This window comes from Niastella vici, assembly GCF_002077945.1.
Taxonomy (GTDB): domain Bacteria; phylum Bacteroidota; class Bacteroidia; order Chitinophagales; family Chitinophagaceae; genus Niastella; species Niastella vici.
Map to the genome: position 1 here is coordinate 47,321 of NZ_LVYD01000063.1, position 24,443 is coordinate 71,763.

The following is a 24,443-nucleotide window of genomic DNA, read 5'->3' on the forward strand; positions in this document are numbered from 1 at the left end:
TTGTTTCACTGGTAATACCGTAGTGTCTATGCGCTCAACCAAACTATTATTCTAAGAACGAAACAGTCTCTGAATCAAATGTTATGCCATGGCGATCTACATTTTAATAATTTTTGTTGTCGGACTGATATCATGTGGAACATAACATATGCATTCCTGAGGCGAAGGAATATGTGATTGCAACCGGTTTTTTCAGGTGATTGTTGGTTCAATATCTTATGATGTTTACTGTAAAACTACCATTATGTAGTTTGATACAAGGGATCAGGATGGTGCGAACCAGGGTACGGAACGTTGCAAAGAAATGATTTCATGTACTTTTTATATGAGCCGATGCGGGACTAGCTGTTGTGGGCAGAAAATCTAACGTAAAAAGTACTGGTTATATGCCGGATAAAGCTTCGGCAGATGAGAGTGGAGTTGCTTTCATTAGCTTGTTGCTTGCCAATAGTAAGTAGTAAAGTGGAAATTTATGAATGCTTTCATTAAAAGCAGATGCTGGGGATGAAAGGGTAGAGCAGGGACGGTGCTGTTGGTTAGATAGTTGCTGGTTATGTGAAAGGTATCGGTCAGCTCACAGCAGGGAAAGCTAAATTTTCCCTGTTTGCAGATGGATGTATGAGGGGCAAAGAAACTATAAAGTATCCATGCTCTTCTGCTATAATAATTTCTTCCTGTTGCATCAACTGATATTTAACGGCAATATTTTTTAACCCGATTTTGTGTGAAACCGGCCTGTCCACTTTTCTTTGCAGATTATTTTTTATGATCAGCCATCCATTTTCATTTACGCTTATTTCAATATGCAAAGGACGATCCCTGGAAGTAATATTATGCTTAACGGCATTTTCAACCAATAACTGCAGGGTGAGTGGGGGCAACTGATATTGATCATATTGAGACGGTATTTCGCAAGTTAGTTCAACCCCTTTATTGTATCTCAGCTTTAACAACTGATAAAAAGAATGGATGAATTTTATTTCCGTTTGCAGCGTAACCAGTTCATGCCTGTTATTGTCGAGCAGGTAACGATATACTTTGGTCATTTCATTTAAAAACCGGTCTGCTTCTGCAGGATCTTCCGTGATAAGAGAGGATAAAGAATTCAGGGTATTAAATAAAAAATGCGGCGGAACCTGCTGGTTCAGGGTTTCCAATTCGGCCCATAATTTCTCCTTTTCCAATCTTTTCCTCTCTTCCTCAGAATGTTTGAGCCTGGCATAATAATACAGCGCTTCGTAAATACCAAAAAAAAGGGCAAACTGCAGAAAAAGCTGAAAACTGAAGAGCGTATTGAATAGTTGCCCATTACTTATTTCTGCAAATGCCTTAACCGGCCCATGCAGGATCAAATTTCTGGCATAAGCAGTGCCCGTAAGCATTAACCAGGTGTATAGCATACCGGCGAAAAAGACAAAAGAGATCCTTTTTATAAGTTCGTAACGGCCTGAAAATTTTCCACGAAAATGTAAAATGATAAACCTGTTGCCCTCCCAGGTGAGGACGATGGATACCGGTATCAGTAATATCCGGCCAACCAACTCCCAGGTGAGGGGTTGCGCATACAGTTTATTGGAATAAACAGCCATCAGCCAAATACAGGTAATGGCTATCACCCTGAACCATTTGTCTTTAACCTTTACCATAAGCCTCAAATCTAAAAAAAAGAATATAGATGGGCTATCAAAATTTGCTTAATGGCGTCCGCATGGCAAAAAAAAATGCCCTTTCCTTCAATTCATATACCCTTCCCCCCGGTTCATGACAGTAGGCTCTTTTTTATGGAGGGAACCGTATTATTTTTAAAATAAATGACGGACGCAGCATGCAGTTAAAAATAACCTTCCGGTATGTAATCGCATTTTTTGCATTGAATATGCTAATGGTTGAATTGCATGAGCAGGCACATATCATTACCGGATATTTGATTTGCGGTTGTTATGGTCCCAGGGATTTCAACGTATGGGCCACCTGTGAACGATGCGTTTTCCCGCAATGGTCATTTCTGGCCACTTTGGCGGGTCCGGTATTTTCCTGTAGCCTGATGTGGCTGGGCGCCTGGTTGATGGCCAAAAGCACTGGTCATAAAAAGAAGGTACTCGGTTTTTCATTGTTGTTTTCCAATCTTCCTTTTGCCCGCATTTTTACTGCCCTGGCCGGAGGTGGCGACGAAAAAATAGTGATACAGGCAATTCGGGGCAATATTGGTCTTGTATGGAGTCAATTAATGGCCATCCTGATCGTAACAATTATATGCCTGCCGCCGATGATCATCGCCTATAAAAAATCAGCTGTCCCCAACCGCTTTTTATTAATAACAGGCTTCGCCACCATACCGTTGATCTATGGCATGCTGTACCAACATCTTTTTTTAAACTGGCTGTTGAAAAAAGGAATTGGTTCCCAAAGTTATATACTTGGCACACCGTCTCTTATCCTGCTGCATTTTTTACTAATGCTGCTCTTATTTTTCCTGTTCAGAAAAGGACTATTACAATGTGGTCGTCTGCGCAATGATTGGCCTGTAGGTTCGTTTACAAAGCAGTAACAGGTGTCTTCAAAAAATCCATCTTTTTTGCCTTAGAACTCCTATATTCGCAAAGTCCCTGTTTTTTTAGCGTCAAAATTAGCCTCCTTTTTCTGACGTATGGTGATTTTTAGTTATTTTACTTGTATCGCAGCCTTTGTTTTCATTTATCAGTAATAGTAATTTATCGTATTACGTTTTTGTTCCTGTTCTTCAGTTTCGTTTAAAGTTTTAGCAAGCCTTTATTAGTTAACTTTTAAAATTAACGTCATGAAGCTTTCTGAATTTATTCTGTTAAATGAGGAGGATAAGAAATACGCTGTCATGAACAAGGCAGTGGCATTGGCTCAGAGATCCTACCCGGACACTATTGTTTTCCTTTTTCAGCTCGACTATTATTACATTGAAGCGTATTGCAGCAAAACCGACAAGAGCATTGAAGAATACCGGGTATTGCCGGATGCCAATGCCATAAGCCATTACCTGGAGGCCATTCCAATAGATGACTTACTAAACTGATTTATTTTTTTTAATGGTATAAAGGTGTGGTGCACTACAAGTGTACCACACCTTTATTTATTAATTTGTTAGAATGTAAAAAATAAGTAGTACCTTCGGTTAGTCAATTTGAGCCTCGCATTAGTATTCATTAATTAGACTGTTCAGTTAATCTGCTTTATAGTTAGTTTCTTACTTCTTGCCTTCCTCGAAATTTTTTATCAATCAATTGTTACAAATGAACATTTATGTTTCAAATTTAAGCTTCGACGTACAGGATGAAGACTTAAAGGATTTTTTCGCTCCTTATGGAGAAGTTACTTCAGCTAAAGTTATTACAGACAGAGAAACTGGTCGTTCCAGAGGTTTCGGTTTTGTTGAAATGACAGATGAAGCTGCTTCAAAAAAAGCAATCGCTGAGTTGGATGGCGCTACTGTAGAAAACAGGACCATCAGCGTATCTGTTGCCAAACCAAAGGAAGACAGACCTTCCCGTGGTAACGGTGGCAACTTCAACAATGGAAATAGTTATAATAAAAATAGATACTAAAATCATTTTTGTTAGCTGTAAAGCCCCGCAAGGGGCTTTTTTTTTTGCCGTGTAATCCCAATCACGGCCGCCCAACCAGAGGTCCCGCAAAAGCCGTCGCCACCTGAGAAATGCTGACCAGCCAGAAATTTTACAATCCCAACATACCTGGAAAAGGCATATGGCATGAATAGCATGATTGCAATATGCGATTAATGGTAAAAATGACCATTGTTTTAGCAAATATTTTTAAAATACTCTCTCTGGAACCGACAAACGAAGAGATCTGAACAAAATTGCCGTGAAATCCGACAAATGTCGCCTCCATCTACAGTCAATTTTTTGGAATTTTATATACGTAGCTGGTAACAGGCATTCTTGCAACTAATAGAACCAGCCGATTGCTTTACCATGCTTCCACCAATTGAAGCTTTTTTATAACCGAACTGCTGCCATCATGAGAAAATTTACCGGCCTGCGGGTTTTCCCGGCCACTTACCGCATTTGTATTACTCAGGTTATTTCAGTCCTGCCGTCATCGACGGCATCTGCACCCGTCAAATTTACTAATAATGACCGCCGTACCAGTACATTAATATTTTCATACGTCGGTTTTGCTCCACCGGAAAATACTCCGGGTAGCAGAACAACGCTTTGCATTAAGGCTACTTTAGCCAGCACGACCGATTCTCCCTTCATTGTCATAAACACACTTCCAAAAAGTCAGGGCGCCAGTAGCGAAAATGGTACCGGTAACCAGGCTGACCTGCGAAACCGTATCCCTCTGTTACATTAACCAAATCATTAACCAAAACATTGCCAATGAAAAATACAACACAATCAATAACGTGAGCATAACAGCGCATGCTGCTGTGAATATGATTTTAGCCGACAGGCGTTTCACCAAAAACAACTTATTGTATGAAACTAACTGATTGCCTTATTAAAATTTGTTTTTTTCTTGCTTTTGTAACATGCCAAAAAATAGTATATGCAAATAATCCTATAAATAAAGGCCGCTCAACAACTTATACAGCTTTTGTTGTAAATGGAAAAGTTGTGGATGGCAAGGGTAATGCACTTCCCGGAGCATCCATTATTCAAAAAGAGCACTCAAATGCCACCACTACTGCCGCTGATGGAAGTTTCAGCATTACCATACAGTCAGCATCAGCCGTGCTGGTGATATCTTATGTTGGTTTCCAATCCAAAGAAGTATTAGTAAAAGCCGGAACAGCTGACATTATTGTACAGTTAAGCCCTGGTGTTAGTTCAATGGAAGATGTGATAGTAATAGGTTACGGTACACAAAAAAAGCAACTTTCTACATCCGCTGTAGCAACAGTAAAGGGTGAACAGCTTACCGCCGTGCCTGCTGCCAATATTTCAAATACCCTGGCAGGCAGGGCCACAGGCATAATGACACGTGCAAATGGTGGCCGGCCCGGTGCGGATAATGCTACCATATATGTCAGGGGGCTTGCCACCACCGGCACAACGGTGAACGGAGTTACTTATAATACTACACCATTAATAGTTGTGGATGGTATCATCCGGAATAATATCAATGAAGTAGATCCTAATAACATTGAAAGTGTATCGGTTTTAAAAGATGCTGCTGCGGTAGCCCCCTATGGATTAGGCGGTGCAAATGGTGTTCTCCTTATTACAACAAAGAGAGGCACTACCGGCGCGCCTGTTTTAAGTTTTGGCGGATACTATGGTGATCAGCAACCAACTTATTTGCCCAAAATGCTAGGCGCAATAGATTACATGAAGCTTAAACTGGAAGCCTATGTAACGGAAAACCCCACCGGAACAAGCCCCACCTATAGCCAGGCCTATATTGATGCCTATAATCAAAATCATGCGAAAGATCCTGACCTATATCCTATATCCGACGCATTGAATGATGTGGTAAGAAAACATTCACCGGTTTACCAGGGCAATTTGCAGGTACGTGGCGGTAGCCAGATCGTAAAATATTATGCGGGCATCAGCTATTTTAAACAGGATGGTATGTTTGACAAGTCGAATTATGAGCGGTACAATTATAATGTGAACCTTGATGTAAACATAACACCCACCACGATAGCATCTTTCTCTTTAAATGGCGCTGTACAAAAAACATCTGATGTGGATGGAAGCACAGACCAGTTGTTCAGGGGCGTTTATAAGTTTCTTCCTGTTGCTCCGCTCAGGTTTACCAATGGTTTATGGGGCGAAAGTTCAGGCAATGCGCCACTCGGCGTAACACACTCTGAAGGTTATTTTCGTCAAAACACAACCAATATGCTGAGCACCATTACTGTGGAGCAAAAGCTTCCGTTTATAAAAGGACTTAGCGTAAAGGGTGCTTTTAGTTATGATCCCTATAATTATGTTCAGAAACAATGGCACAAGCCGTTTATTTACTGGACGCAAAATGTTAGTACTACCCCTTATACTTATACTCCTGCCTTTTCTACCCAGGAAAGCAGTGCTACAACTTATACCTGGTTGAACCAGCAATACTGGCAAAATAATACCATCACTTTGCAGGGTTACCTCAATTATCAACATACGTTTGGCAAACATGAGGTTACCGGTTTAGTGGTTGCAGAAAAGAGAAATAATAAACAGGCTGATTTCAGAGCAAGAATAAACAATTTCGCGGTGAATATCGATGAACTGGCGATGGGCAGCTCTAATAAAAACGACTTTGATATTGCCGGGGGATCTGGTACCGGTAGCCAGGTTGGTTATGTTTACCGGGCAAATTATGCTTATGACAGGCGATTTCTGTTCGAAGCCTCAGGCAGATATGACGGGCACTATTATTTTGCCCCCCATAAAAGATGGGTTTATCTTCCTGCATTTTCCCTGGGTTGGATAGTGTCTAATGAAAATTTCTTTAGATCGGTGAGCTTTGTCGATTACCTCAAAGTCAGGGGGTCATGGGGCAAATCCGGAAATCTTACCAGTACCGGATTCCAGTTCCTTAATCTTTACCCTCTTAGAGGAAATGCTTACGCCTTTGGTGATGGCGCCCTGGTGCAGGGCTCTTACGCGCAAATAGAAAATAACCCGAATATTACCTGGGAAATAAGTAAAAAAACAGATGTAGCAGTCGAAGCAAATCTGTGGAAAGGTCTTTTACGAGTAGAGGCCGATTATTTTTTTGAAAGAAGAACAGGAATGTTATTATCGCCTAACAGCGTTATACCACAGGAATACGGAATTCCACTTGCACAGGAAAATGCAGGGATCATGGACAACCATGGTATTGAATTATCAATTGGAACTACTAAAAAGTTAAGTAATGGTTTGCAGATCTCCATTGACGGAAACTTTACTTATGCAAGGAACAAAGTAATACAGTTATATGAGACGGATGTAACCAGGAACGACCCAAGGCGCAGCAGGACCGGTCGCCCGTATAATACGGTGTTCGGCTATCAATCACTTGGCTTGTTCACCACTGACGACGATAAAAATGGGGATGGTTTTATTACGGCTGCAGATGGCTATAACATCACTCAATTTGGCACGTTGCGTCCTGGTGATATTAAGTATGCAGATTTAAGTGGCCCCAATGGAGTGCCCGACGGCAAGATTGACCTTTACGATGAAAAAGTCATCGGGAGGCCGCAAACACCCGGTATTATTTACGGTATTAATGCAGCAGCCAGCTGGAAGGGATTTGATCTTTCTATGTTATTCCAGGGATCAGGAATGTCAAGCTTTAATATCTATGGCTTTATGACGGTTGCTCACTTCAACAATAACAGTAATTCTTCTTACGAGTATTACAACAACAGGTGGACACCTGACCATCAAAACGCAAAATATCCAAGGGCTTATTCTTCCCCTACGAACAACAACGGACAGACTTCCGATTTCTGGCTTGTGAAAAGTTCCTATTTAAGGTTAAAAACGGCGTCATTGGGTTATACCGTTCCATCAAAGGTGAGTGCCAAAGTGAGAATGAAAAACTTCCGGATATACGTAACCGGCCAGAATATATTGACATTCGCGAAGCTGAAATTTACAGACCCCGAAACAACCGGTGAACAAGGTTATCCCATTCAGAAAACATTCCTGGTTGGCTTTAATGCCAGCTTCTAAAATTTAAAATCAAAAAGATGAAACCAGTAAAAACATATATTTTATACGGTTGCATAGCAACGGCATTGCTGGGTTTGTTTTCCTGCGACAAAAACCTGGACAACGAGGTTAAAACAAGCTTTGATGATAAAACACAATGGCAATCTGAATCCTATGCCGATATTTTTTTAAATGATGTGTATGACCAGTTGCCCGACATGTATTCCCAGCCTGAAAACCTTGACAATTTTACCGATGATAACGATGCGGGGTTTTATTATAATTCATGGAAGTTTAAAGATGGAAACCTTGATCCTGCTTCTGCCAATTATGCACTTTTTGGTGGCGGGGCTACCGGCGTTCAAACTATCAGCAGGTATAACTGGCCTGCGCTTTATACATCTATCCGGAAATGCAATACGTTTATTCAACAGGTAACTGCTCATAAAAGCAATTACTCTGCAGACTGGTTCAATAAACGCATTGATGAAGCCCGGTTTAACAGGGCTTTTCACTACAGCATTCTTTTCCTGCATTGGGGCGGGGTGCCGCTTATTTTAGATCCACAGGTGCGTACAGACACAGCTTCTTTATTTGTAAAAAGAAGCACGTATGCAGAAACACTTGACTTTATAGTAAAAACAGTGGATACGATACTTGCCAATAAATACCTTGCTGTTAAGTACAACAAGGGTAACCCGAACGCAGGCAGGGCTACACTGGGTGCAGCATTGATGTTAAAGGCTTATTTGCAGTTAGTGGCCGCAAGCCCTACATTCAATTCGGCCACGTACCCGGGCGGTACTGATCCTAATAGGATAGCTGGATTTGGCAATGTAGATCCCGCCCGTTGGGCAACTGCTGCTGCTTCATTTAAAAAATTCATGGATGATTGGGGCGGAGCGGGAAAACAATACAATCTTTTTCCTGAAGATTCCACCCTTTGGTATGAAGACAACGAATATAACGCAGAAGTGATTTGGGACAGGCAGTATGTTTCCAATGCCAAAGGATCTAATTATGAACAATATGGCGGGCCTGTGTATATACTCGGCTCTTACTATACCTGGGGTAACTATAACCCAACACAGGAACTGGTAGATCAATTCTTCATGGCAAATGGTAAACCTATAACCGACCCGGCTTCGGGCTATGATCCTCAAAAGCCTTATGTGAATCGTGAAAGCAGGTTTTATAAATGGATCGTTTATGATGGGGCTCCTTATAAATTGGATTGGATGCCTGCACAGGATACCATCTACACCCGCATTGATAAAGTAAGGCCATCGTTGAATCAAATAGATTTTGCGAGCACGGATGTAAGCAATACAGCGTATTATTTCAGGAAGAAATTAAATCCAAAGAATCGCCCTTCTACAGGAGTGAGTGGGGCCAACTATATTTATTTCCGGTATGCCGAAGTGCTGTTAGGCTATGCTGAAGCGCAAAATGAGGCAGTTGGCCCGGATGCTTCTGTATATACTGCAATGAATGCGATCAGGGCGCGTGTAAACCTGCCTGCTTTACCTCCCTCATTAACGCAAAGCCAGATGCGTGATGCCATCCGCCAGGAAAGAAGAGTGGAACTTTGCTTTGAGAACAAGCGCTTCCAGGATATCATTCGTTGGAAAATTGCCGACCAGGTATTGACTGTTGATTTACATGGAATGAAGATCGAAAATACTGTACCGGGTAACAACAGCGGCGTATGGACGTATACGCCGGTAGGGTTGAATCATCCGCATGCATTCAAAATGAAACAGTATCTGCACCCAATTCCACAGTCGGCGCTTGCACAGAACTATAAACTGGTGCAAACACCCGGCTATTGATTCTTTAATTTTTTTAAATCTGCAAATCATGAAAAAGATCTGTTTTATGCTGATAGCGGTTATGGCTTATGGTATGCTGTCAGCTCAGTTTGCCGGTATTCAGAACAACGAGGAACAGCCGCTTCCCGCAGGCTTCAAGCCTGCATCTACCAACACATTTTTATCGCAGTATCCTGCCATTAATGGGGATACCCGCCAGGCGACGTTCAGGGTTGTGGCGCCCTATGCACAAAATGTAACGTTGCAGTTGAGTGGAAAACACCCTATGACAAAAGACGATAAAGGGGTTTGGTGGTATACGACAGATCCGCTGGTAGTAGGTTTCCATTATTATGCAATTTTGATAGATAGTGTTCCGGTAATGGATAGAGGAAGCCAGGCCTATTTTGGCAGCAACTGGGAGTCGGCAGGTATTGAAGTTCCTGAAGGACGGGAAGGTGATTATTACAGGTTCAATAAGGACATCCCACATGGAGAAATCCGTTCCCTTTACCATTGGTCTGAGATTAATGGATTAGAACGTCATATTAATGTTTATGTGCCGGCTGAGTATGAAAAAAATCCCAAGAAAAAATACCCGGTGCTTTATCTCGTTCATGGTTGGGGTGAAGATGAGAACGGTTGGTCGGTGCAGGGCCACCTGGCTAATATCATGGATGGTTTAATTGCAGGAGGTAAAGCAGTTCCAATGATCATTGTAATGCCCAGCGGCGACATTAAAACAAATTCAGATGTACGTAAGGCATCAGGTGATATAACCGACATCCTGATCAAAGATCTTATTCCTTACATTGATAAAACTTTCCGCACTTATACCGACCGTGACCACAGGGCTATGGCCGGATTATCAAGAGGTTGCGCTCAAACATGGAATGCGGTACTGAACAATATGGACAAATTTGCATGGATGGGTGGTTTCAGTGGTTCAGGCCGTTTTGGCCCCAATCCTTTTAATCCTAAAGCTCCGGTTACAACTGTTGAGACAGCCTATAACGGTGCATTTAAAGATGCGGAAGCATTTAATAAAAAGATGAAACTGTTGTTTATCAGCATTGGCACTGCAGAAGGGCAGGGGGCAAAACAAACATATGAAACGTTGAAAGATCATGGTATCAAAAATCTGGTGTACCATGAGTCGCAAGGTACTGCCCATGAATGGCTCACCTGGCGCAGGGCGCTCAATGATTTTGCGCCAAGGTTGTTTAGATAACAGGTAACTAATGAATTTCCATCCCATAAAAATAGATCAGGGAAATCGTCTGCACACTAGTCGGCCGTTTTCACGGCAACGGCATCGGTGGGCTGGCTTTCCCTGTTCTTTTTATTGACGGTGGTAATGATATAATAGCAGGTTTTGTTTGTTTCGATAGCGGTGTCTTCCCTGCCGCATAGGCAAAAAGGGTAGGGGCGGCATGATCGTGCTTATCAGTATTGGAGCTGGCAGCGGTAAGCATTGGTTAATTACTTTAATTTAACACGTTTTAAATTATTTAATAGGTTATTGTAATACCAGCCCCAAAACCCATATCACTGTCAAAATGCGTGGAAAGGTTAAAGTATTTGGTTACAATATACCTGAACCCAACCATGTATTCTTTATCGGTATTGGCCATAAAATTGAACCGCAAGCGTTTGGATATAGGCATATCTTCTCTTTCTAATTGAAATCGAAGTTTTCCTTCACTATCAATAGATCCGTCAGCTATGAATAGCATAGGCAGCGTATATTCAACACCTATATGTACAACCTGTCTGAAATTTTTGGAGTTGGTTTGCCCGAATAAATTCTTCTTAGGTGTAAGTAATTGCCCGAAAATATTCTTTTCGAACGGATCATCTATGGTTCGTTTGCGAAAGTCCCAGCCTATATACGGAAACCACCATTGCATCCTACCCAGGTATCTTCCGAAATGGCTTTCGCTTTCATAGCCGTGGTGCATATTATATCCAACCCGCCATTCAGTTTGCAACCGGTACCTTGTATTGGCAATCATCAGTTCGCCATCGCTTCCATTGCTTTCCAAACCAATCTTTGCCATGGGATGTAACATCCGGTCATCGGCAAATAATTTCCGCTGTGCCAATTTAGGGTTGGGTATTTCAGGGTTGGGCAAATTATTGTCGTACCTGAACACTCTACCCATGCCACTCATCATGTGGTATAAAATGTGACAATGGAAAAACCAGTCGCCCCCCGGTTCAGTGGCCGCGAATTCTATGGTATCGGTTTCCATGGGCATCATGTCTATGATATTCTTCATAGGGGCATATTCACCCTGGCTATTCAACACCCTGAAATCATGACCATGCAGGTGCATGGGGTGACGCATCATACTGTTGTTATACAAAATGAGCCGTACGTTTTCGCCTTTTTTAATAAGGATCCTGTCGCTTTCTGAAACCACTTTGTTATCCAGGCTCCAAACATAGCGGTTCATATTGCCGGTAAGCGTAAAATGCAACTCTTTTAACGGCCCGGGATGTAAAGTGGTCTTCTCAGGGGCACGCAGCATTTCATAATTGAGGGTTACAATATCTGGTGCTTCCGCTGTCATATCCATCCCCGGCATGCTATTGCTATCAGTCATTTGCATGTCAGGCATCTCATGCCCCTTCATGCCATCATTTTTATTTCTCACCTTTGGATTTTCTTCACCGGTAACTTCCGGATACATGACGGTGTTCATATCCATTATCTGGTTCTGCATTTTCATGCCATCCATTTGTACCAGATTCCCCTTCATATCCATCATGTCGTTCATCATTTTCATACCGGCAAAATATTTAAGCCTGCCTGGTTTTTTGGCGGGAACCTTTTCTCCACTGCCTAACCAGAGGGATGCCGATTTTGTACGGTCTTCCGGTGTAACTAAAAATTCATAACTTTTGTTATCGGGAATGGTCACCACCACATCGTAGGTTTCAGACACTGCTATGATCAACCGGTCAACCTCCACCGGTTCTACATCATTACCATCGGTAGCCACCACTGTAATTTTTCCCCCGGCGTAATTAAGCCAGAAATAGGAGGAAGCACCACCGTTTGCTATCCGTAATCTTACTTTGTCGCCTGCCTTGAATTGCGGTTGCTCGTTTTGATTTTTTCCATTGATCAAAAACCTGTCATAATATACATCACTCACATCCATTGCCGTCATTCGTTTCCATTCATTGGTAACCTTTGTTTTGAAATTACCGGTTGTAATGGCTTCGGAATAGCTTTGTGTAGAGCCTTTTTGTACGGCAAACCAATCGGTGGCGGCATGCAGGCTTCGATCAACCTGTTCTGGTTTCATATTTGTCCACTCGCTCAATACAACAGGGATGGTGGCAATATCCCATTCTTTTCTTTTATTCATGATAAAAGCTCCGTACATGCCGATTTGTTCCTGCAAACCCGAATGGCTGTGATACCAGTGCGTGCCATGCTGAATAATGGGAAATTTGTACAAATACGTGGTGTGTGGTTTTATAGGCATCTGGGTAAGATTGGGCACCCCATCCATTCTATTGGGCAGGAACAATCCATGCCAGTGCAGGGATGTTTCTTCATTCAGGTTATTGTGCACATAGATCTCAGCAGTGTCGCCTTCGGTAAATGTTAATGTAGGCATAGGAATTTGGCCGTTCACTGCAATAGCCCTTTTTGATTTGCCGGCAAAATTCACTGTGGTATCGGCAATATATAGATCGTACCGCACTGTATGTGGGGGAGCCGGGGCATCCATAGTTTTAACCGGCCCTAAATTGGCTTTTGCTAACCTGATATTTTCTGTCAGGGTTCCATAATCTCCCGTATCCACCTGTGCCCGGGAAAATGACCAGGAAAAAACCAACAGAATTATTAAGAATATATTTTTCATTGTTATTTCTTTCTATTGACAACACTTTTTCTTCCGGATCAAAATAGTTTTCAGTATCCGTACTGTTATTTTACCGATACGTTTAAGCATTGCATTAATTTTTATTGGCAAGGCTGCCTGTGGTTACTTTAGTCTATAAGCAGCAGCTAACGGGTTATAGACCGTATAGCTGCTGCTTTATTATCAGTGCATGCCTATTTTATTGTATCATTTACCTTGCCGCAGGTAAGCATTTGAGCTCCGTAATACGGATTTTTGATAGCCGCTTCGCTGCTTAACCAGTATGCCTTTTTCATGGGGCAATAATCCTGGTAAACAGGTTTGTCAGACAATTTCACTGCTTTGGCCAGTTTGTAAAAGTTATTTGAAAATGATTGAAAATGCTCTCTTTGATGGCCTATCTCCTTTGTTTCTGAAATATGCTTTGCATCAAAAGCCAGCTTTTCCTGTAAAGACATAAAGGCATTCATATCGGCATCGGGAAGCTTTTTCATGTCGACATTATTGACAGCTTTTACAAACTCGCCGGCTTTAGCAGCTGCTGTATTAGCATCACCTTTAACCAGCGCATTTTTTATATCATAATAGAATGTAAGTAACTGTGACAACGGAGAGTCGTTAACAAAATTTTCTGTTGTCGATGCAACATACAAAGCGTTATTGTTTGCCTTTGCTGAAAATGTAAGGGCTGCAAACAGGATTGCAGAAAAAAATAAATTTTTCATTTTTACTGATTTGATTTTTGAACAAATGGAATAATACAGGGTGTCAGGTACCTTTATTGTACTGCACCAGGGAGTAACCGGCAAAAGTAATATTACCGGAAATGCTCAAAATCAAATCTGGAAGGACTGAATGGACACACGTATCCCCCGGGAGTTAAGAACATACGGTCGAACTACCTGAATCTTTTTAGTGTCCTGAATAAAGGAAGATAAATTAGCTGAATATAAAAAATGAAGAGCTATCAGTGCAACCGGCGTTTCAATGCCGGAATTTATAGTTTGGGAAAGCAGCTTATCTGACCCCGAAAGTTGGGTTGCATTGTCTGTGCAGCAATTGTGATTGTCAGTTGTTTTGCTTTTAGCCAGTTCTTCGTGGTGGTGGTGATGGGGGGTGCCTTTTTCATGATGATGGGCTATGGTTGACCGGGAACCCGTTTCATGATGATGATGTTTATTAAAACCCATATTCAAACCTGCAGCACAGGCAAATCCAACTATAGTATTTAAACTAAATACTATAAGTAGAAAGACCGCTTTTAACTGTATGGTTCTGTTAGGTTTCATTTCAAATAATAAAAAGCAAAATTATATACTCCAAAAAATAACAAATATCCTGCCAGCGCTTAGTTAAGCCAAAGCTAAGGTTTTCAGCGATCTTAAATGTTGTATAATTTTGTAAAAAACTTATATAATTTGATATCTCATGGCTTTGGAAAGCGAAAAATAAAAAAGGGTGACTGGCATATCGCCCACTATTAAACCATCAGGCTACCGGTTCTGCCTTATAACCGGCTTTCTCAACCGCCTGTTTAATTTCCTGCTTACCTGCCTGTTCTCTTGATACGGTTAGCACTTTATCAGGACTCTGCAGATCCACTTCCCAATTGTCCTGTCCAACCAGTTCATTGAGCACCGGTGTAACGGTGGCTATACATCCTGAACACTTAATGTTTGTTTTAAATTGTACTGTTTCCATGTTTATTTCTTTTTATGTTATTAGCTAAATGACTCTGTCAAATTGCAATGTGTGGCAAGATATATTGTTATATAATTATTGAAATGGCTTATATAATTATGACGTCCTTTCAGCAGGCTTCAAAGGATCCAATAAATGAAAATACACCACTTAGTAGTATTTTTTCTTATGGGACTGCAGTATACATTTGTCCCATCATTAATTTATAGACTCATGAAATTCATTACTACATCAATGGCTGTAGCTACAGCTTTCATTTTCTTGATATCACCTTCCTGCAGTAAGAAAAGCAGTTCATCGCCCAGTTGCAAATTGATCACAGTTATTGATCAATACGGAAGCACCACCAATACCATTAATATTTCTTATAACAACGACGGAAAAATCTCAACTATCCAGGGAACAGGCAGCAGCCCCTTCAAAAAAGTTTTTACCTACAGTGGTAACCTCATGATGATCACGACCAGCAATGCAAGCTCTGTGACGGCTACCGATTCGGTGGTTTTAAATAGCGACGGCCTGATCTCCTATTCAATGAGAAAGGACGCCAGCAATATCAAAACCGTTTATACCTATACCTATTCAGGTTCACAATTGCTGAAATCAACTTACCAGTACAATGGAGGCTCCATTCAAACCACTACATATACTTTCACCAATGGCGACTTAACCGGCTCAGCCGAGGGCTCCAATACAGCCGTTTACAACTACTATACAGATAAAAACAGTGCAGACGGAGACTTTCTTAAATTAGTTCAACTCCTGAACTACGGAGGCCTGTATGTAAAAAATGCACACCTGATCAAAGGTTTCCAGCAGGGATCCACTGTTGAAAATTTTAATTACACTTACGATAATACCGGAAAGATCACCGGGCTTACTGCAACCACCGGTTCAAATATAGAGAACGTTACTTTTCAATACAATTGTAATTAACAGGGGAATTGCCGTCATCGTTTGTGTAAATATATTGGCGGGGTCACGAAAGAGGGAGCAATAAAGGCGGGAATTTTAGCTTCCTGTAGCACTGCTTTCCGGATCTCCATCGCACGGCAGAAGGCGTCCTGAATGACGTCTTCTGCCAATGCGGTGATCAGCTGGATAAAGAAGTGATTCTTTTAGGTGTATCGTGTACGCGTTTTGGTAGGAGGCCAGCATACATTCAACGTTTTAAGGGGATTGACATATAAGTCATCGTTATATGCCTGAAAATCAAATCATATCTATTTCGGGCAACCTTAATGCAATTAAACGATTTGTCCATTTCGTTTAAGGCAAAACACTTTTAATTAAATTGAAACACTATTTCGTTTAATTCAAAGGACTTTTAATTAAACGATTTGCCTGTTTCGTTTAAACACTTTTAAATCGAAACACGATTCCGTTTAATTCAAAAGGCTTTAAACGATTTGCTCATTCCGTTTAGCGCAAAGCACATACGCTACCGGTGTGGTAGCCCAATGTTAGGGATATGGCCTGGGTATTTTACCGAAATATTCTAAAAACACTACAGGAACACCCTTGTGCGCAAGACAATACCCTGAGAATACTTATTCAATGTACAGGCAATGTTCAGGGGATAACTACAGGAACCGGTAATAATCGATATTGGCTTTCATGACTATATCAAGCGGCAGGTAATAAGAAGGCGCTATTGGTTTTTTCAATATTAAATAGTCATAAAACAATTTAATTCCCTGGTACGCCTGCTTTTGGGGTTGCTGGCTGATGAGGAAATCGATGGCTCCATTCTTTAACAATTGAATATTCTTCTCAATAAGATCATAACCGATCATCCGGTAATTGCATTTTTGCGCTGGGGTAACCGCAGCTGCAATCTTATCAATGCCATTAACGACAAATATTCCTTCCAAATGCGGGTTATCATTGAAAATGGCCGAAATACCTTTGCTGATCGTCTGCTCATTTCCGGTATTATCGGTGAATCGTAGTATTCTTCTGCCGGTATTTTTAAAGTAAGTTAAAAACCCTTCCTCCCGGGCCGAAAACTGGATGTGGTTATCCTCTTTCCTTTCTATGGAAGCAATTAGTATGTCTCCCTTTTTTGAAATCGTATAATCCAGTAAGTTAGCAGCCAGGTACCCACTGTCCTTCGAATTGTTTCCTATAAAGCTGAGGTTCGATAACCCGGGAATATTACTGTCAAAGAAGATGACCGGTACATTTAGATCCTTATAATGTTGCAACAGCCTTATGGTTTCATCATAGAATACCGGTACCATAAATATGCCGTCATAACCATCATGGAGAACTTCATCTACGCGCAATTTAAAAGAAGCTTCGTTGTTTTGTTCAAACGTCAGTATGCTGATGTTGATCCCAAAGGGGGAAACCTCTTTTAGCGCCTCTTCAAACCCGGTGTTATGGGCCAACCAAAAAGGAATTATTTCGGTGGCTTCAGGAATTAAAACGGCGATCGTATAATCTCTTGATGACTTTAACCGGCTGGCCAGGATGTTTGGGGTATACCCCAGATCTTTAATGGCCTGCAAAATACGTTCACGGGTTGCTTTGGAAACGCCACCCCGGTTATGCAATACCTTGTCAACAGGGCCGATGGATACATTAGCCCGTTCTGCAATTTCTTTAATTCCGATGCTTTTATTTGAGCTTGTTTTCAAGGGTGGCAATATACATTTTTAGTGTAAAAATATTTGGAAGAACAAAATAAAGCAGCTAGTATTGCCAAATAGTTAACGTACACTATTTCGATAAAATCTGTCGTAAGTTGGTTATAATCAACTACATGTATCGTTTTGCGTAAAACTGCCCAAACCTGGTGATGAATTGAAATAATCTAAATAAAAAAAGCCATATGGAAAGTCTAAAAGAATCCTTCGAAAAAGAGGGGTATGTGATCGTTGATGTCTTAACGCAACAGGAAATTGATCACTTCAGGGGTATTATGGACGAATTGCTAAGCCCCAAAATTGAAGCTACCGACAAGCGGGTCCGCAGTTCATCTTTCCAGCACCTGGGCGATGAAATAGCCTCGTTTGGCCAGGAAGCCCGGCAGTATTATTTTCATTTATTGACAAAGCCCGGAACCGAGCCTATTCACCATGCCTTTTATAACCCGGTGATCTTAAAAATTGTGGAAGCCATCATAGGGCCCAACCTGATCATCAACAATGCATCGATCCTGGCAGCCAATGCAGGTACGGCTTATTCCCTCGGCTGGCACCGGGATATCATCCAGATCCCGCAGGAAGAAATAGAAGACTGGCTATTTTCCAAAGAACGGTTTCATAACAGCGTGCAGATCAATTTGCCATTGGTAGATGAAAATTCTCTTTGGATTGTGCCCCGCAGCCATAACCGGCCCAACACCCCAGAAGAAAATGAAGCATTCCAGGGCTCAAAGCACTATGCTCCGGTTGGTGTGGAAATGCCCGGCGGTATGCCCGTTCCTTTAAAAGCCGGGCAGGCGGTGATCTATAATAATAATTTGATCCACAGAGGATATACCAAAACTATGGAAGTGCCGAGGCGCACCCTGCATATGGGCTACCACAGCGCGGCACACCCACCTACCTGGCATTTTTACCTGCTCAACTCAAGCCTGTTAACGCCTGAATACCTGCAAACGCTTAACCCCACTATGCGCAGGATGATGAACGAATACCTGGAATGTAAACGACAGTATCCTAATATGAGCGATACCTGGAAATATGCTTATAATTTTCCCGGGCAATTAGTGAATTAGGATACCGGGTACCGTGGTACAGCTACTTTAAACAGCATAATTGATATTAAATGAAACTAACGATCAATAAAACACTTATAAGTTTTTTAGCTTTCCTTTTGCCATCCCTGCTTTTTGCCCAACAGCAGGCCTTACCTCAGCAAACCGACCGTTGGGTTATACAGCCTGATGGAAGTATCAAATGGACAATCAATGGCCGGCTGCCGCATACAGATCATATTGAAATGTCGGGAGAAAAAGTATCTGTTTGGGTTCAGTATGGATTAGATAGTGCAGGCAGATCTGCTGTTTTGCGAACAGTGGTCTTCCCCACATTCAGGATGCTGCCCGACGTTACCCGAAGCCACATTGATTATACTTTCCTTGACAACGAGCTGCCCCGGTTCTTTATAAATAACCGGCAGTTAAAAATGGACCTGGCCATCGGAAAAAAGACAGGCCTTCTTTCTTATAACATCAAAAGCATTAGCCACAAAGGTATTATGCAAATTGATGCGATAACGGGCAACCCTGAGCTGGTAAAAATTGAACGGCGTATTTTTCCTTCCGTGGACAAACCGATGGTCATTGAAAAATTTGTTTTCACCAATACAACCGATAAGCCGCTTACCATTTCCATGGAATACCTGAAGCGGGAGGTAAGAACGGATAGCATTCAAAGTAAAGTAAGGCCGCACACGATCATAATGGCATCCATAGGCGATGGCAGCCGGCTGGTGCAACCAGGTGAGCGCACCAGTTTTGCCGTTTGTTACCGGGCCACAGATTTTCCAGCCCAGCCCATTACCGTAGATGCGGATATAGAAGAAAGCGCGCGTGAGAACCGCATTAAAACTATTTTATCGCCATTGCAATTACAAACACCGGATACCATATTGAATACGGAGTTTTCATTTGCCAAGATCAGGGGAACGGAAAGTATTTACAAAACCAAGGTTGGTTATCTTCATGGCCCCGGCGGCCTTGCATATTATGCGGCTGTGTGGGCAAATGACCAGGCCGAATATGTGTGCCCCTTTTTTGCATTCCTGGGCGATAGCATTGGCACCCTTTCAGCGATGGCCTGTTACCGTTTGTTTGCCAGGTACATGAACCCCGAATACCGTCCCATACCCAGTTCCATAGTTGCCGAAGGGGACGCTGTATGGCAAGGCGCCGGCGACAGGGGCGACATGGCCATGATCGCTTATGGTGCTTCCCGGTTCGCACTGGCATATGGTAATCCTGATTCAGCAAAAGTACTGTGGCCGCTCATCACCTGGTGTCTTGAATACTGCAGCAGGAAATTAAATGACCAGGGCGTCGTTCTTTCAGATCATGATGAACTGGAAGGGCGCTTTCCATCAGGCAAAGCCAACCTGCCAACAAGCAGTCTTTATTATGGCGCATTGAGATCTGCGGCCGATCTTGGGAAACAACTGCATCAGCCCAAATCACAATTGGATTCATATTTAAAACAAGCCGCTATACTTAAAACCAATATCGAAAAATATTTTGGCGGTAATGTAGAAGGGTTTGAAGCGTATAAATATTACGAAACCAATGATGTATTGCGTGCCTGGATCTGCGTGCCCCTTACCATGGGCATTTTAGACCGGAGCAAGGGAACGATCGACGCCCTGTTTTCGCCCAGGTTATGGACAGTCGACGGATTGGCTACCGAGGCAGGTAAAGAAACTTTTTGGGACCGGTCGACCCTGTATGCACTTCGTGGTGTACTGCAGGCAGGTGAAACAGAAAGAGCAATGAACTATCTGCGCTATTATTCGCGCAGGAGACTGTTGGGAGAGCATGTGCCATATCCGGTAGAAGCTTACCCCGAAGGAAACCAACGGCATTTGTCGGCCGAGGGAGGGCTTTATTGCAGAATATTTATAGAAGGGCTTTTTGGTATGCTGCCAACAGGTTTTAACAGTTTTAATTGCACGCCACGGCTACCAAAGGACTGGAATGAAATGGCATTAAATAACATTCACTCGTTCGGTCATGTGTTCGATCTCAAAATATCCAGGCTGAACAAGGAAAAATTAAATATTACCATAACCGAGGGCAGCAAAATAATGAAATACAGGATAAACGAGGGCGATACACAAGCGGTAACCTTATAGCATTATTTGATTCGGGTATGTATCGGGGTCATTGCCAAAACGATAGAGAGGGATTGAAACTATATCTGCTTGTTATTGAATGGCAGCGAATTTACCTGGTGCAAATAAAGCATTGGTGTTTGTTAAGATAATGGGTGTATACGGGGAGCAAATAGTATTATTTAGCCGTTTGATAAAAGCGTAAAATGAAAAAGCTATTTGTTCCGGCTATGTTGAGTGCCTTGCTGATGTTATTGCAAAGCGATGGAGAACTATCTGCCCAAACGAATATGTATGGCACTGGTCAATGGGACCGTTGTGAATTTGGCAATCATCGGGTAGTCATAGAAGTGAACGACGATGCGCCTGCCGCACAGGTTCATATACCCTGGCGGCGGTTAGATGATCCCGGGAATAAATCTGTTATCCTGGTAGACGCTTCCACGGGGAGATCTATACACAATTTTCATTTCCGGGCCATCAACAAAGAGTTTGCCGACCTGATTTTCGAGCCCGCCACCGGAAAAGGAAAATATTATCTGTACTATTTACCCTATAAGAATACCGGCAGTTGGTATTTCCCCAATACGGTTTATCCGGCTGCAGAGAAAATCACAGATCCCCAATGGAACCTGAAGTATGAAGGTAAGGAGTTGTCTCAGGCGCATGTTGTTCGCTTTGAGTCGGTAACTGAGTTCGATAGTTTCGACCCAATGGAAACGGTTGCTACAGCCAGCGAGGTAGAAGAGCTGCTTTTGGTTAACAAGAACAAAGGCTTTCTACTTTTCCCCGAAGACAGAAAGCATCCCATTCGAATGGATTCCGATATCCCATTGCGCTGGGTACAGCGAAAGGATGGCGAGCCATTTAACGCTATCGTTATGCGAAATGAATTCTTTGCCTTCCAGTTGGGGATCTATACGCCATTCAGGGAGCTGCGAAATGTACAGCTGGCATTCACTGATCTGCTGAGTACTCAGGGAGCAACAATCTCCAAATCGGTCATCCGTTGTTTCAACCTGGCGGGGATTAACTGGCTCGGTAAACCATTTACCAAAGCGGTTCATATACAAAAAGGTAAGGTGCAGCCGCTGTGGATTGGCGTAGATCTTCCATCAGATACCAGGCCGGGAGCTTATGAAGGAGAGATAACAGTGCAGGCAGAAGGCGTTGACAGGAAAGTGAAGATCAGGCTCGAGGTACAGGATTCCCTGTTAACAGACCGGGGCTACGGCGAATTGTTCAGGATGGCGAGATTAAATTGGCTGGATTCGAAGATCGGACTGGACGACAGTATATATAAACCGTATACCCCCATTCAGCTACAGGGCAATACCATCCGTATTTTGGGACGGGAGCTTCGATTTGACCGTTATGGTTTACCTGACAAGATCACCAGTGATTTCTCCGGCTCCAATGACAGGGTGGGGGCGCCAGCCAGGGACATTCTTAGCGGCCCTATGCGGTTATTGGTTTTCCGCAATGACAAAGAGTTGATTTGGAAGGGCGGAAAACCTGTCATCACGCTAAAAACAGCAGGGGCAGTGAGCTGGAAGACCCAACTGCGTAATGGACGATCTCTTCTTGAGATCGACGCAAAAATGGAATGCGATGGATACATCGACTACCAGGTAACGTTATCGGCGGGGGAAGACCTGGCGCTTGATGATATTCAATTACAAATACCCTATGCGCATGAGGCTGCCACTTATATGATGGGGCTTGGCCGTAAAGGAGGAAAACGCCCTGAACACTGGGAATGGAAATGGGACAAACAAATGGCCAACAACATGCTTTGGCTTGGCGACATGAACGCAGGGCTTCAATGTAAGCTAAAGCATGAAAGCCCCGACTGGTCTTTATACAATTTCAGTAAAACAGGAACCTATAAGGATTGGAGTAATGAAGGGCTTGGTGGGTGTACCTTACATGATGAAGGACAGGATAAAGGACGGGTATTATTCAAAGCTTTCACCGGCCGGAAAATGCTTCGGAAGGGCCAGACAATACATCTCAATTTCGGGTTGCTCATTACGCCCGTTAAACCGCTTGACAACAGCCATTGGAATGAACGGTATTTTCAGGCTGACCCTCCAATGGATAACTGGCGCAAAGAAGCAATGAAAAAGGGCGCAACAGTCATGAACGTTCACCAGGGAAACCTGCTGAATCCCTACATCAATTATCCATTCATTACTACCGATACATTAAAAAGGTACATCAATACAAACAGAAGATCCGGAATAAGGACCAAGATCTATTATACAGTCAGGGAACTGAGTAATTATGCTCCCGAGATCTGGGCATTCCGAAGCCTGGGTGATGAAATTTTTACCCCCGGCCTTGGCGCTCAGCTGGCAGACCAGTTCGCCGACGATGGGCTCGGCGGTAACTTATATGCAAAAGGAGGGTCCTGGCTTGTAGAACATCTTAGAACCAGGTACGATGCTGCCTGGCATACTCCCTTAGAGGGAGGCGAATATGATATGTCTATCCGCACACAAGGGCTTTCCCGTCTTCATAATTATTACCTGGAAGGACTGGCCTGGCTGGTCAGGAATACAGGGATGCGGGGGATCTACCTGGATGGCGTGGGCTACGACCGGGAAATCATGAAGCGGGTCCGGAAGGTACTTGACAGGTCGGCCGATAGTTGTTTGATCGACTTTCATTCCGGCAACAATTTCAGTGCTTCCTATGGGATGAATAGCCCAGCTAATCAATATATGGAGCTTTTCCCCTGCATCAACAGCCTTTGGCTGGGTGAAGGGTATAATTATAATGAGGGGCCTGACTATTGGTTAACAGAAATGGCGGGGCTGCCCTTCGGGTTGTACGGCGAGATGCTTAATGGTTGTGGAAACCCTTACCGGGGCATGCTTTATGGGATGACTTCCCGGCTTGGCTGGGTTGGTTGCGACCCTTCTTCCGTATGGAAACTTTGGGATGAGTTCGGTATTCAGCAATCCAGGATGATCGGATACTGGGACCCCAATATCCCTGTCAAATGCAACCAGGATGATGTTAAAGTAACTGTTTATCAAAAGGAAGATAAATTATTAATTGTTTATGCCAGTTGGGCAAAGGAAGACCTCCATATCGGGTTATCGCTGAATTGGAATGCACTGAAGATGGCGCCTGCAGCGGTTTCCGTATATGCGCCGGGAGTAAACAGCCTCCAGGAAAAACAAACATCTCTAAATCTGGACGACCTCCCTGTTCCCGCTGGCAAAGGCGGCTTTATCATCATTTCAAAGAAACAATAAAGTTGTTAAAACATATATGGGGAAAATCCAACCTGCAGGGCCGGTTCCCAATAACTGGTTCTTGTGATCAGTTACTGGAAATGAAGTTGAACAAAATTTACTTATTACCGCATTGTTGGGAAATCTGGTTAAGCTTAAATCTGATCTGTCGAGGTTGTAAAGTTTTAGAATCTGCAAAGGAACAAATTCAAAAGTTTATGGATTGCTTTCGAACTATAGTTATAATCTGTAAAGAAATGGAACCGAAATTGATCATTTTACACGACTAACAGGGATCAGGGGGCGATTTTTGGAAAGAGCGGCTAAAAAGTTGCTAACTATGCCGCA

The 24,443-nt window shown here is 42.7% G+C and carries 16 protein-coding genes; 10 read left to right on the forward strand and 6 right to left on the reverse strand.

All coding sequences use genetic code 11. The features are described 5' to 3' along the window. Positions 1 to 569: 569 nt before the first annotated feature. Positions 570 to 1,646 (reverse strand): sensor histidine kinase, encoded by a 1,077-nt coding sequence (locus tag A3860_RS28660; RefSeq protein ID WP_143774306.1) that lies wholly within the window; start codon positions 1,644 to 1,646, stop codon positions 570 to 572. Between the two features lie 179 nt (positions 1,647 to 1,825). Between A3860_RS28660 and A3860_RS28665 the strand changes: the two genes are divergently transcribed. The 6 genes from A3860_RS28665 (at position 1,826) to A3860_RS28695 (ending at position 10,682) form a co-directional block, all read left to right on the forward strand. After that, positions 1,826 to 2,548, forward strand: a complete 723-nt coding sequence (locus A3860_RS28665) for a hypothetical protein (protein ID WP_081153182.1) — start codon at positions 1,826 to 1,828, stop codon at positions 2,546 to 2,548. A 249-nt stretch (positions 2,549 to 2,797) separates the two neighbouring features. Then, a complete protein-coding gene (locus tag A3860_RS28670; RefSeq protein WP_081153185.1) occupies positions 2,798 to 3,046 on the forward strand; it encodes a hypothetical protein in 249 nt (82 codons plus the stop codon). Positions 3,047 to 3,263: 217 nt separating this feature from the next. Beyond that, positions 3,264 to 3,575: an RNA recognition motif domain-containing protein gene (locus A3860_RS28675; protein WP_081153187.1), complete on the forward strand. Its 312-nt coding sequence runs from the start codon at positions 3,264 to 3,266 to the stop codon at positions 3,573 to 3,575. A gap of 900 nt (positions 3,576 to 4,475) precedes the next feature. Continuing rightward, the gene (locus A3860_RS28685) at positions 4,476 to 7,661 is read left to right on the forward strand and encodes a SusC/RagA family TonB-linked outer membrane protein (RefSeq protein ID WP_081153193.1); all 3,186 of its coding nucleotides are present in this window, start codon (positions 4,476 to 4,478) and stop codon (positions 7,659 to 7,661) included. Positions 7,662 to 7,678: 17 nt separating this feature from the next. Continuing rightward, entirely contained in the window at positions 7,679 to 9,472 is a 1,794-nt protein-coding gene (locus A3860_RS28690) for a RagB/SusD family nutrient uptake outer membrane protein (protein WP_081153196.1), read from the forward strand. 28 nt (positions 9,473 to 9,500) lie between these two features. Next, on the forward strand, positions 9,501 to 10,682 hold the full coding sequence (locus tag A3860_RS28695; protein ID WP_081153199.1) for an alpha/beta hydrolase-fold protein: 1,182 nt from the start codon (positions 9,501 to 9,503) through the stop codon (positions 10,680 to 10,682). Between the two features lie 280 nt (positions 10,683 to 10,962). Here the strand turns inward: A3860_RS28695 and A3860_RS28700 are convergent, their stop codons facing one another. The 4 genes from A3860_RS28700 to A3860_RS28715 all read right to left on the reverse strand — a co-directional run bounded on the left by A3860_RS28700 (position 10,963) and on the right by A3860_RS28715 (position 15,036). After that, positions 10,963 to 13,335: a multicopper oxidase family protein gene (locus A3860_RS28700; protein WP_081153202.1), complete on the reverse strand. Its 2,373-nt coding sequence runs from the start codon at positions 13,333 to 13,335 to the stop codon at positions 10,963 to 10,965. 194 nt (positions 13,336 to 13,529) lie between these two features. Beyond that, the gene (locus tag A3860_RS28705) at positions 13,530 to 14,060 is read right to left on the reverse strand and encodes a DUF3347 domain-containing protein (RefSeq protein WP_081153205.1); all 531 of its coding nucleotides are present in this window, start codon (positions 14,058 to 14,060) and stop codon (positions 13,530 to 13,532) included. Between the two features lie 111 nt (positions 14,061 to 14,171). Further along, positions 14,172 to 14,624 carry an HYC_CC_PP family protein gene (locus A3860_RS28710; protein WP_081153208.1) on the reverse strand — a complete coding sequence of 151 codons (453 nt, stop codon included), beginning with the start codon at positions 14,622 to 14,624 and terminating at the stop codon, positions 14,172 to 14,174. 199 nt (positions 14,625 to 14,823) lie between these two features. Further along, complete coding sequence (locus A3860_RS28715; RefSeq protein WP_081153210.1) at positions 14,824 to 15,036, reverse strand: heavy-metal-associated domain-containing protein; 213 nt, start codon at positions 15,034 to 15,036, stop codon at positions 14,824 to 14,826. A gap of 213 nt (positions 15,037 to 15,249) precedes the next feature. Between A3860_RS28715 and A3860_RS28720 the strand changes: the two genes are divergently transcribed. Then, positions 15,250 to 15,972 carry a hypothetical protein gene (locus tag A3860_RS28720; RefSeq protein WP_081153213.1) on the forward strand — a complete coding sequence of 241 codons (723 nt, stop codon included), beginning with the start codon at positions 15,250 to 15,252 and terminating at the stop codon, positions 15,970 to 15,972. 647 nt (positions 15,973 to 16,619) lie between these two features. Here the strand turns inward: A3860_RS28720 and A3860_RS28725 are convergent. Beyond that, positions 16,620 to 17,678: a LacI family DNA-binding transcriptional regulator gene (locus A3860_RS28725; RefSeq protein WP_143774307.1), complete on the reverse strand. Its 1,059-nt coding sequence runs from the start codon at positions 17,676 to 17,678 to the stop codon at positions 16,620 to 16,622. A gap of 194 nt (positions 17,679 to 17,872) precedes the next feature. On the opposite strand from A3860_RS28725, the gene A3860_RS28730 reads away from it, so the two are divergent. The 3 genes from A3860_RS28730 to A3860_RS28740 all read left to right on the forward strand — a co-directional run bounded on the left by A3860_RS28730 (position 17,873) and on the right by A3860_RS28740 (position 24,116). Beyond that, positions 17,873 to 18,763 (forward strand): phytanoyl-CoA dioxygenase family protein, encoded by an 891-nt coding sequence (locus tag A3860_RS28730; protein WP_081153218.1) that lies wholly within the window; start codon positions 17,873 to 17,875, stop codon positions 18,761 to 18,763. Between the two features lie 50 nt (positions 18,764 to 18,813). Then, complete coding sequence (locus A3860_RS28735) at positions 18,814 to 20,871, forward strand: glucosidase family protein (RefSeq protein WP_143774308.1); 2,058 nt, start codon at positions 18,814 to 18,816, stop codon at positions 20,869 to 20,871. 185 nt (positions 20,872 to 21,056) lie between these two features. After that, entirely contained in the window at positions 21,057 to 24,116 is a 3,060-nt protein-coding gene (locus tag A3860_RS28740; protein ID WP_081153221.1) for a glycoside hydrolase domain-containing protein, read from the forward strand. Positions 24,117 to 24,443 lie beyond the last annotated feature (327 nt).

Bases quoted from the DNA above. Each gene is read 5' to 3' on its own strand.
- A3860_RS28660 (WP_143774306.1), bottom strand. From the start codon at position 1,646: ATGGTAAAGGTTAAAGACAAATGGTTCAGGGTGATAGCCATTACCTGT.
- A3860_RS28665 (WP_081153182.1), top strand. From the start codon at position 1,826: ATGCAGTTAAAAATAACCTTCCGGTATGTAATCGCATTTTTTGCATTG.
- A3860_RS28670 (WP_081153185.1), top strand. From the start codon at position 2,798: ATGAAGCTTTCTGAATTTATTCTGTTAAATGAGGAGGATAAGAAATAC.
- A3860_RS28675 (WP_081153187.1), top strand. From the start codon at position 3,264: ATGAACATTTATGTTTCAAATTTAAGCTTCGACGTACAGGATGAAGAC.
- A3860_RS28685 (WP_081153193.1), top strand. From the start codon at position 4,476: ATGAAACTAACTGATTGCCTTATTAAAATTTGTTTTTTTCTTGCTTTT.
- A3860_RS28690 (WP_081153196.1), top strand. From the start codon at position 7,679: ATGAAACCAGTAAAAACATATATTTTATACGGTTGCATAGCAACGGCA.
- A3860_RS28695 (WP_081153199.1), top strand. From the start codon at position 9,501: ATGAAAAAGATCTGTTTTATGCTGATAGCGGTTATGGCTTATGGTATG.
- A3860_RS28700 (WP_081153202.1), bottom strand. From the start codon at position 13,335: ATGAAAAATATATTCTTAATAATTCTGTTGGTTTTTTCCTGGTCATTT.
- A3860_RS28705 (WP_081153205.1), bottom strand. From the start codon at position 14,060: ATGAAAAATTTATTTTTTTCTGCAATCCTGTTTGCAGCCCTTACATTT.
- A3860_RS28710 (WP_081153208.1), bottom strand. From the start codon at position 14,624: ATGAAACCTAACAGAACCATACAGTTAAAAGCGGTCTTTCTACTTATA.
- A3860_RS28715 (WP_081153210.1), bottom strand. From the start codon at position 15,036: ATGGAAACAGTACAATTTAAAACAAACATTAAGTGTTCAGGATGTATA.
- A3860_RS28720 (WP_081153213.1), top strand. From the start codon at position 15,250: ATGAAATTCATTACTACATCAATGGCTGTAGCTACAGCTTTCATTTTC.
- A3860_RS28730 (WP_081153218.1), top strand. From the start codon at position 17,873: ATGGAAAGTCTAAAAGAATCCTTCGAAAAAGAGGGGTATGTGATCGTT.
- A3860_RS28735 (WP_143774308.1), top strand. From the start codon at position 18,814: ATGAAACTAACGATCAATAAAACACTTATAAGTTTTTTAGCTTTCCTT.
- A3860_RS28740 (WP_081153221.1), top strand. From the start codon at position 21,057: ATGAAAAAGCTATTTGTTCCGGCTATGTTGAGTGCCTTGCTGATGTTA.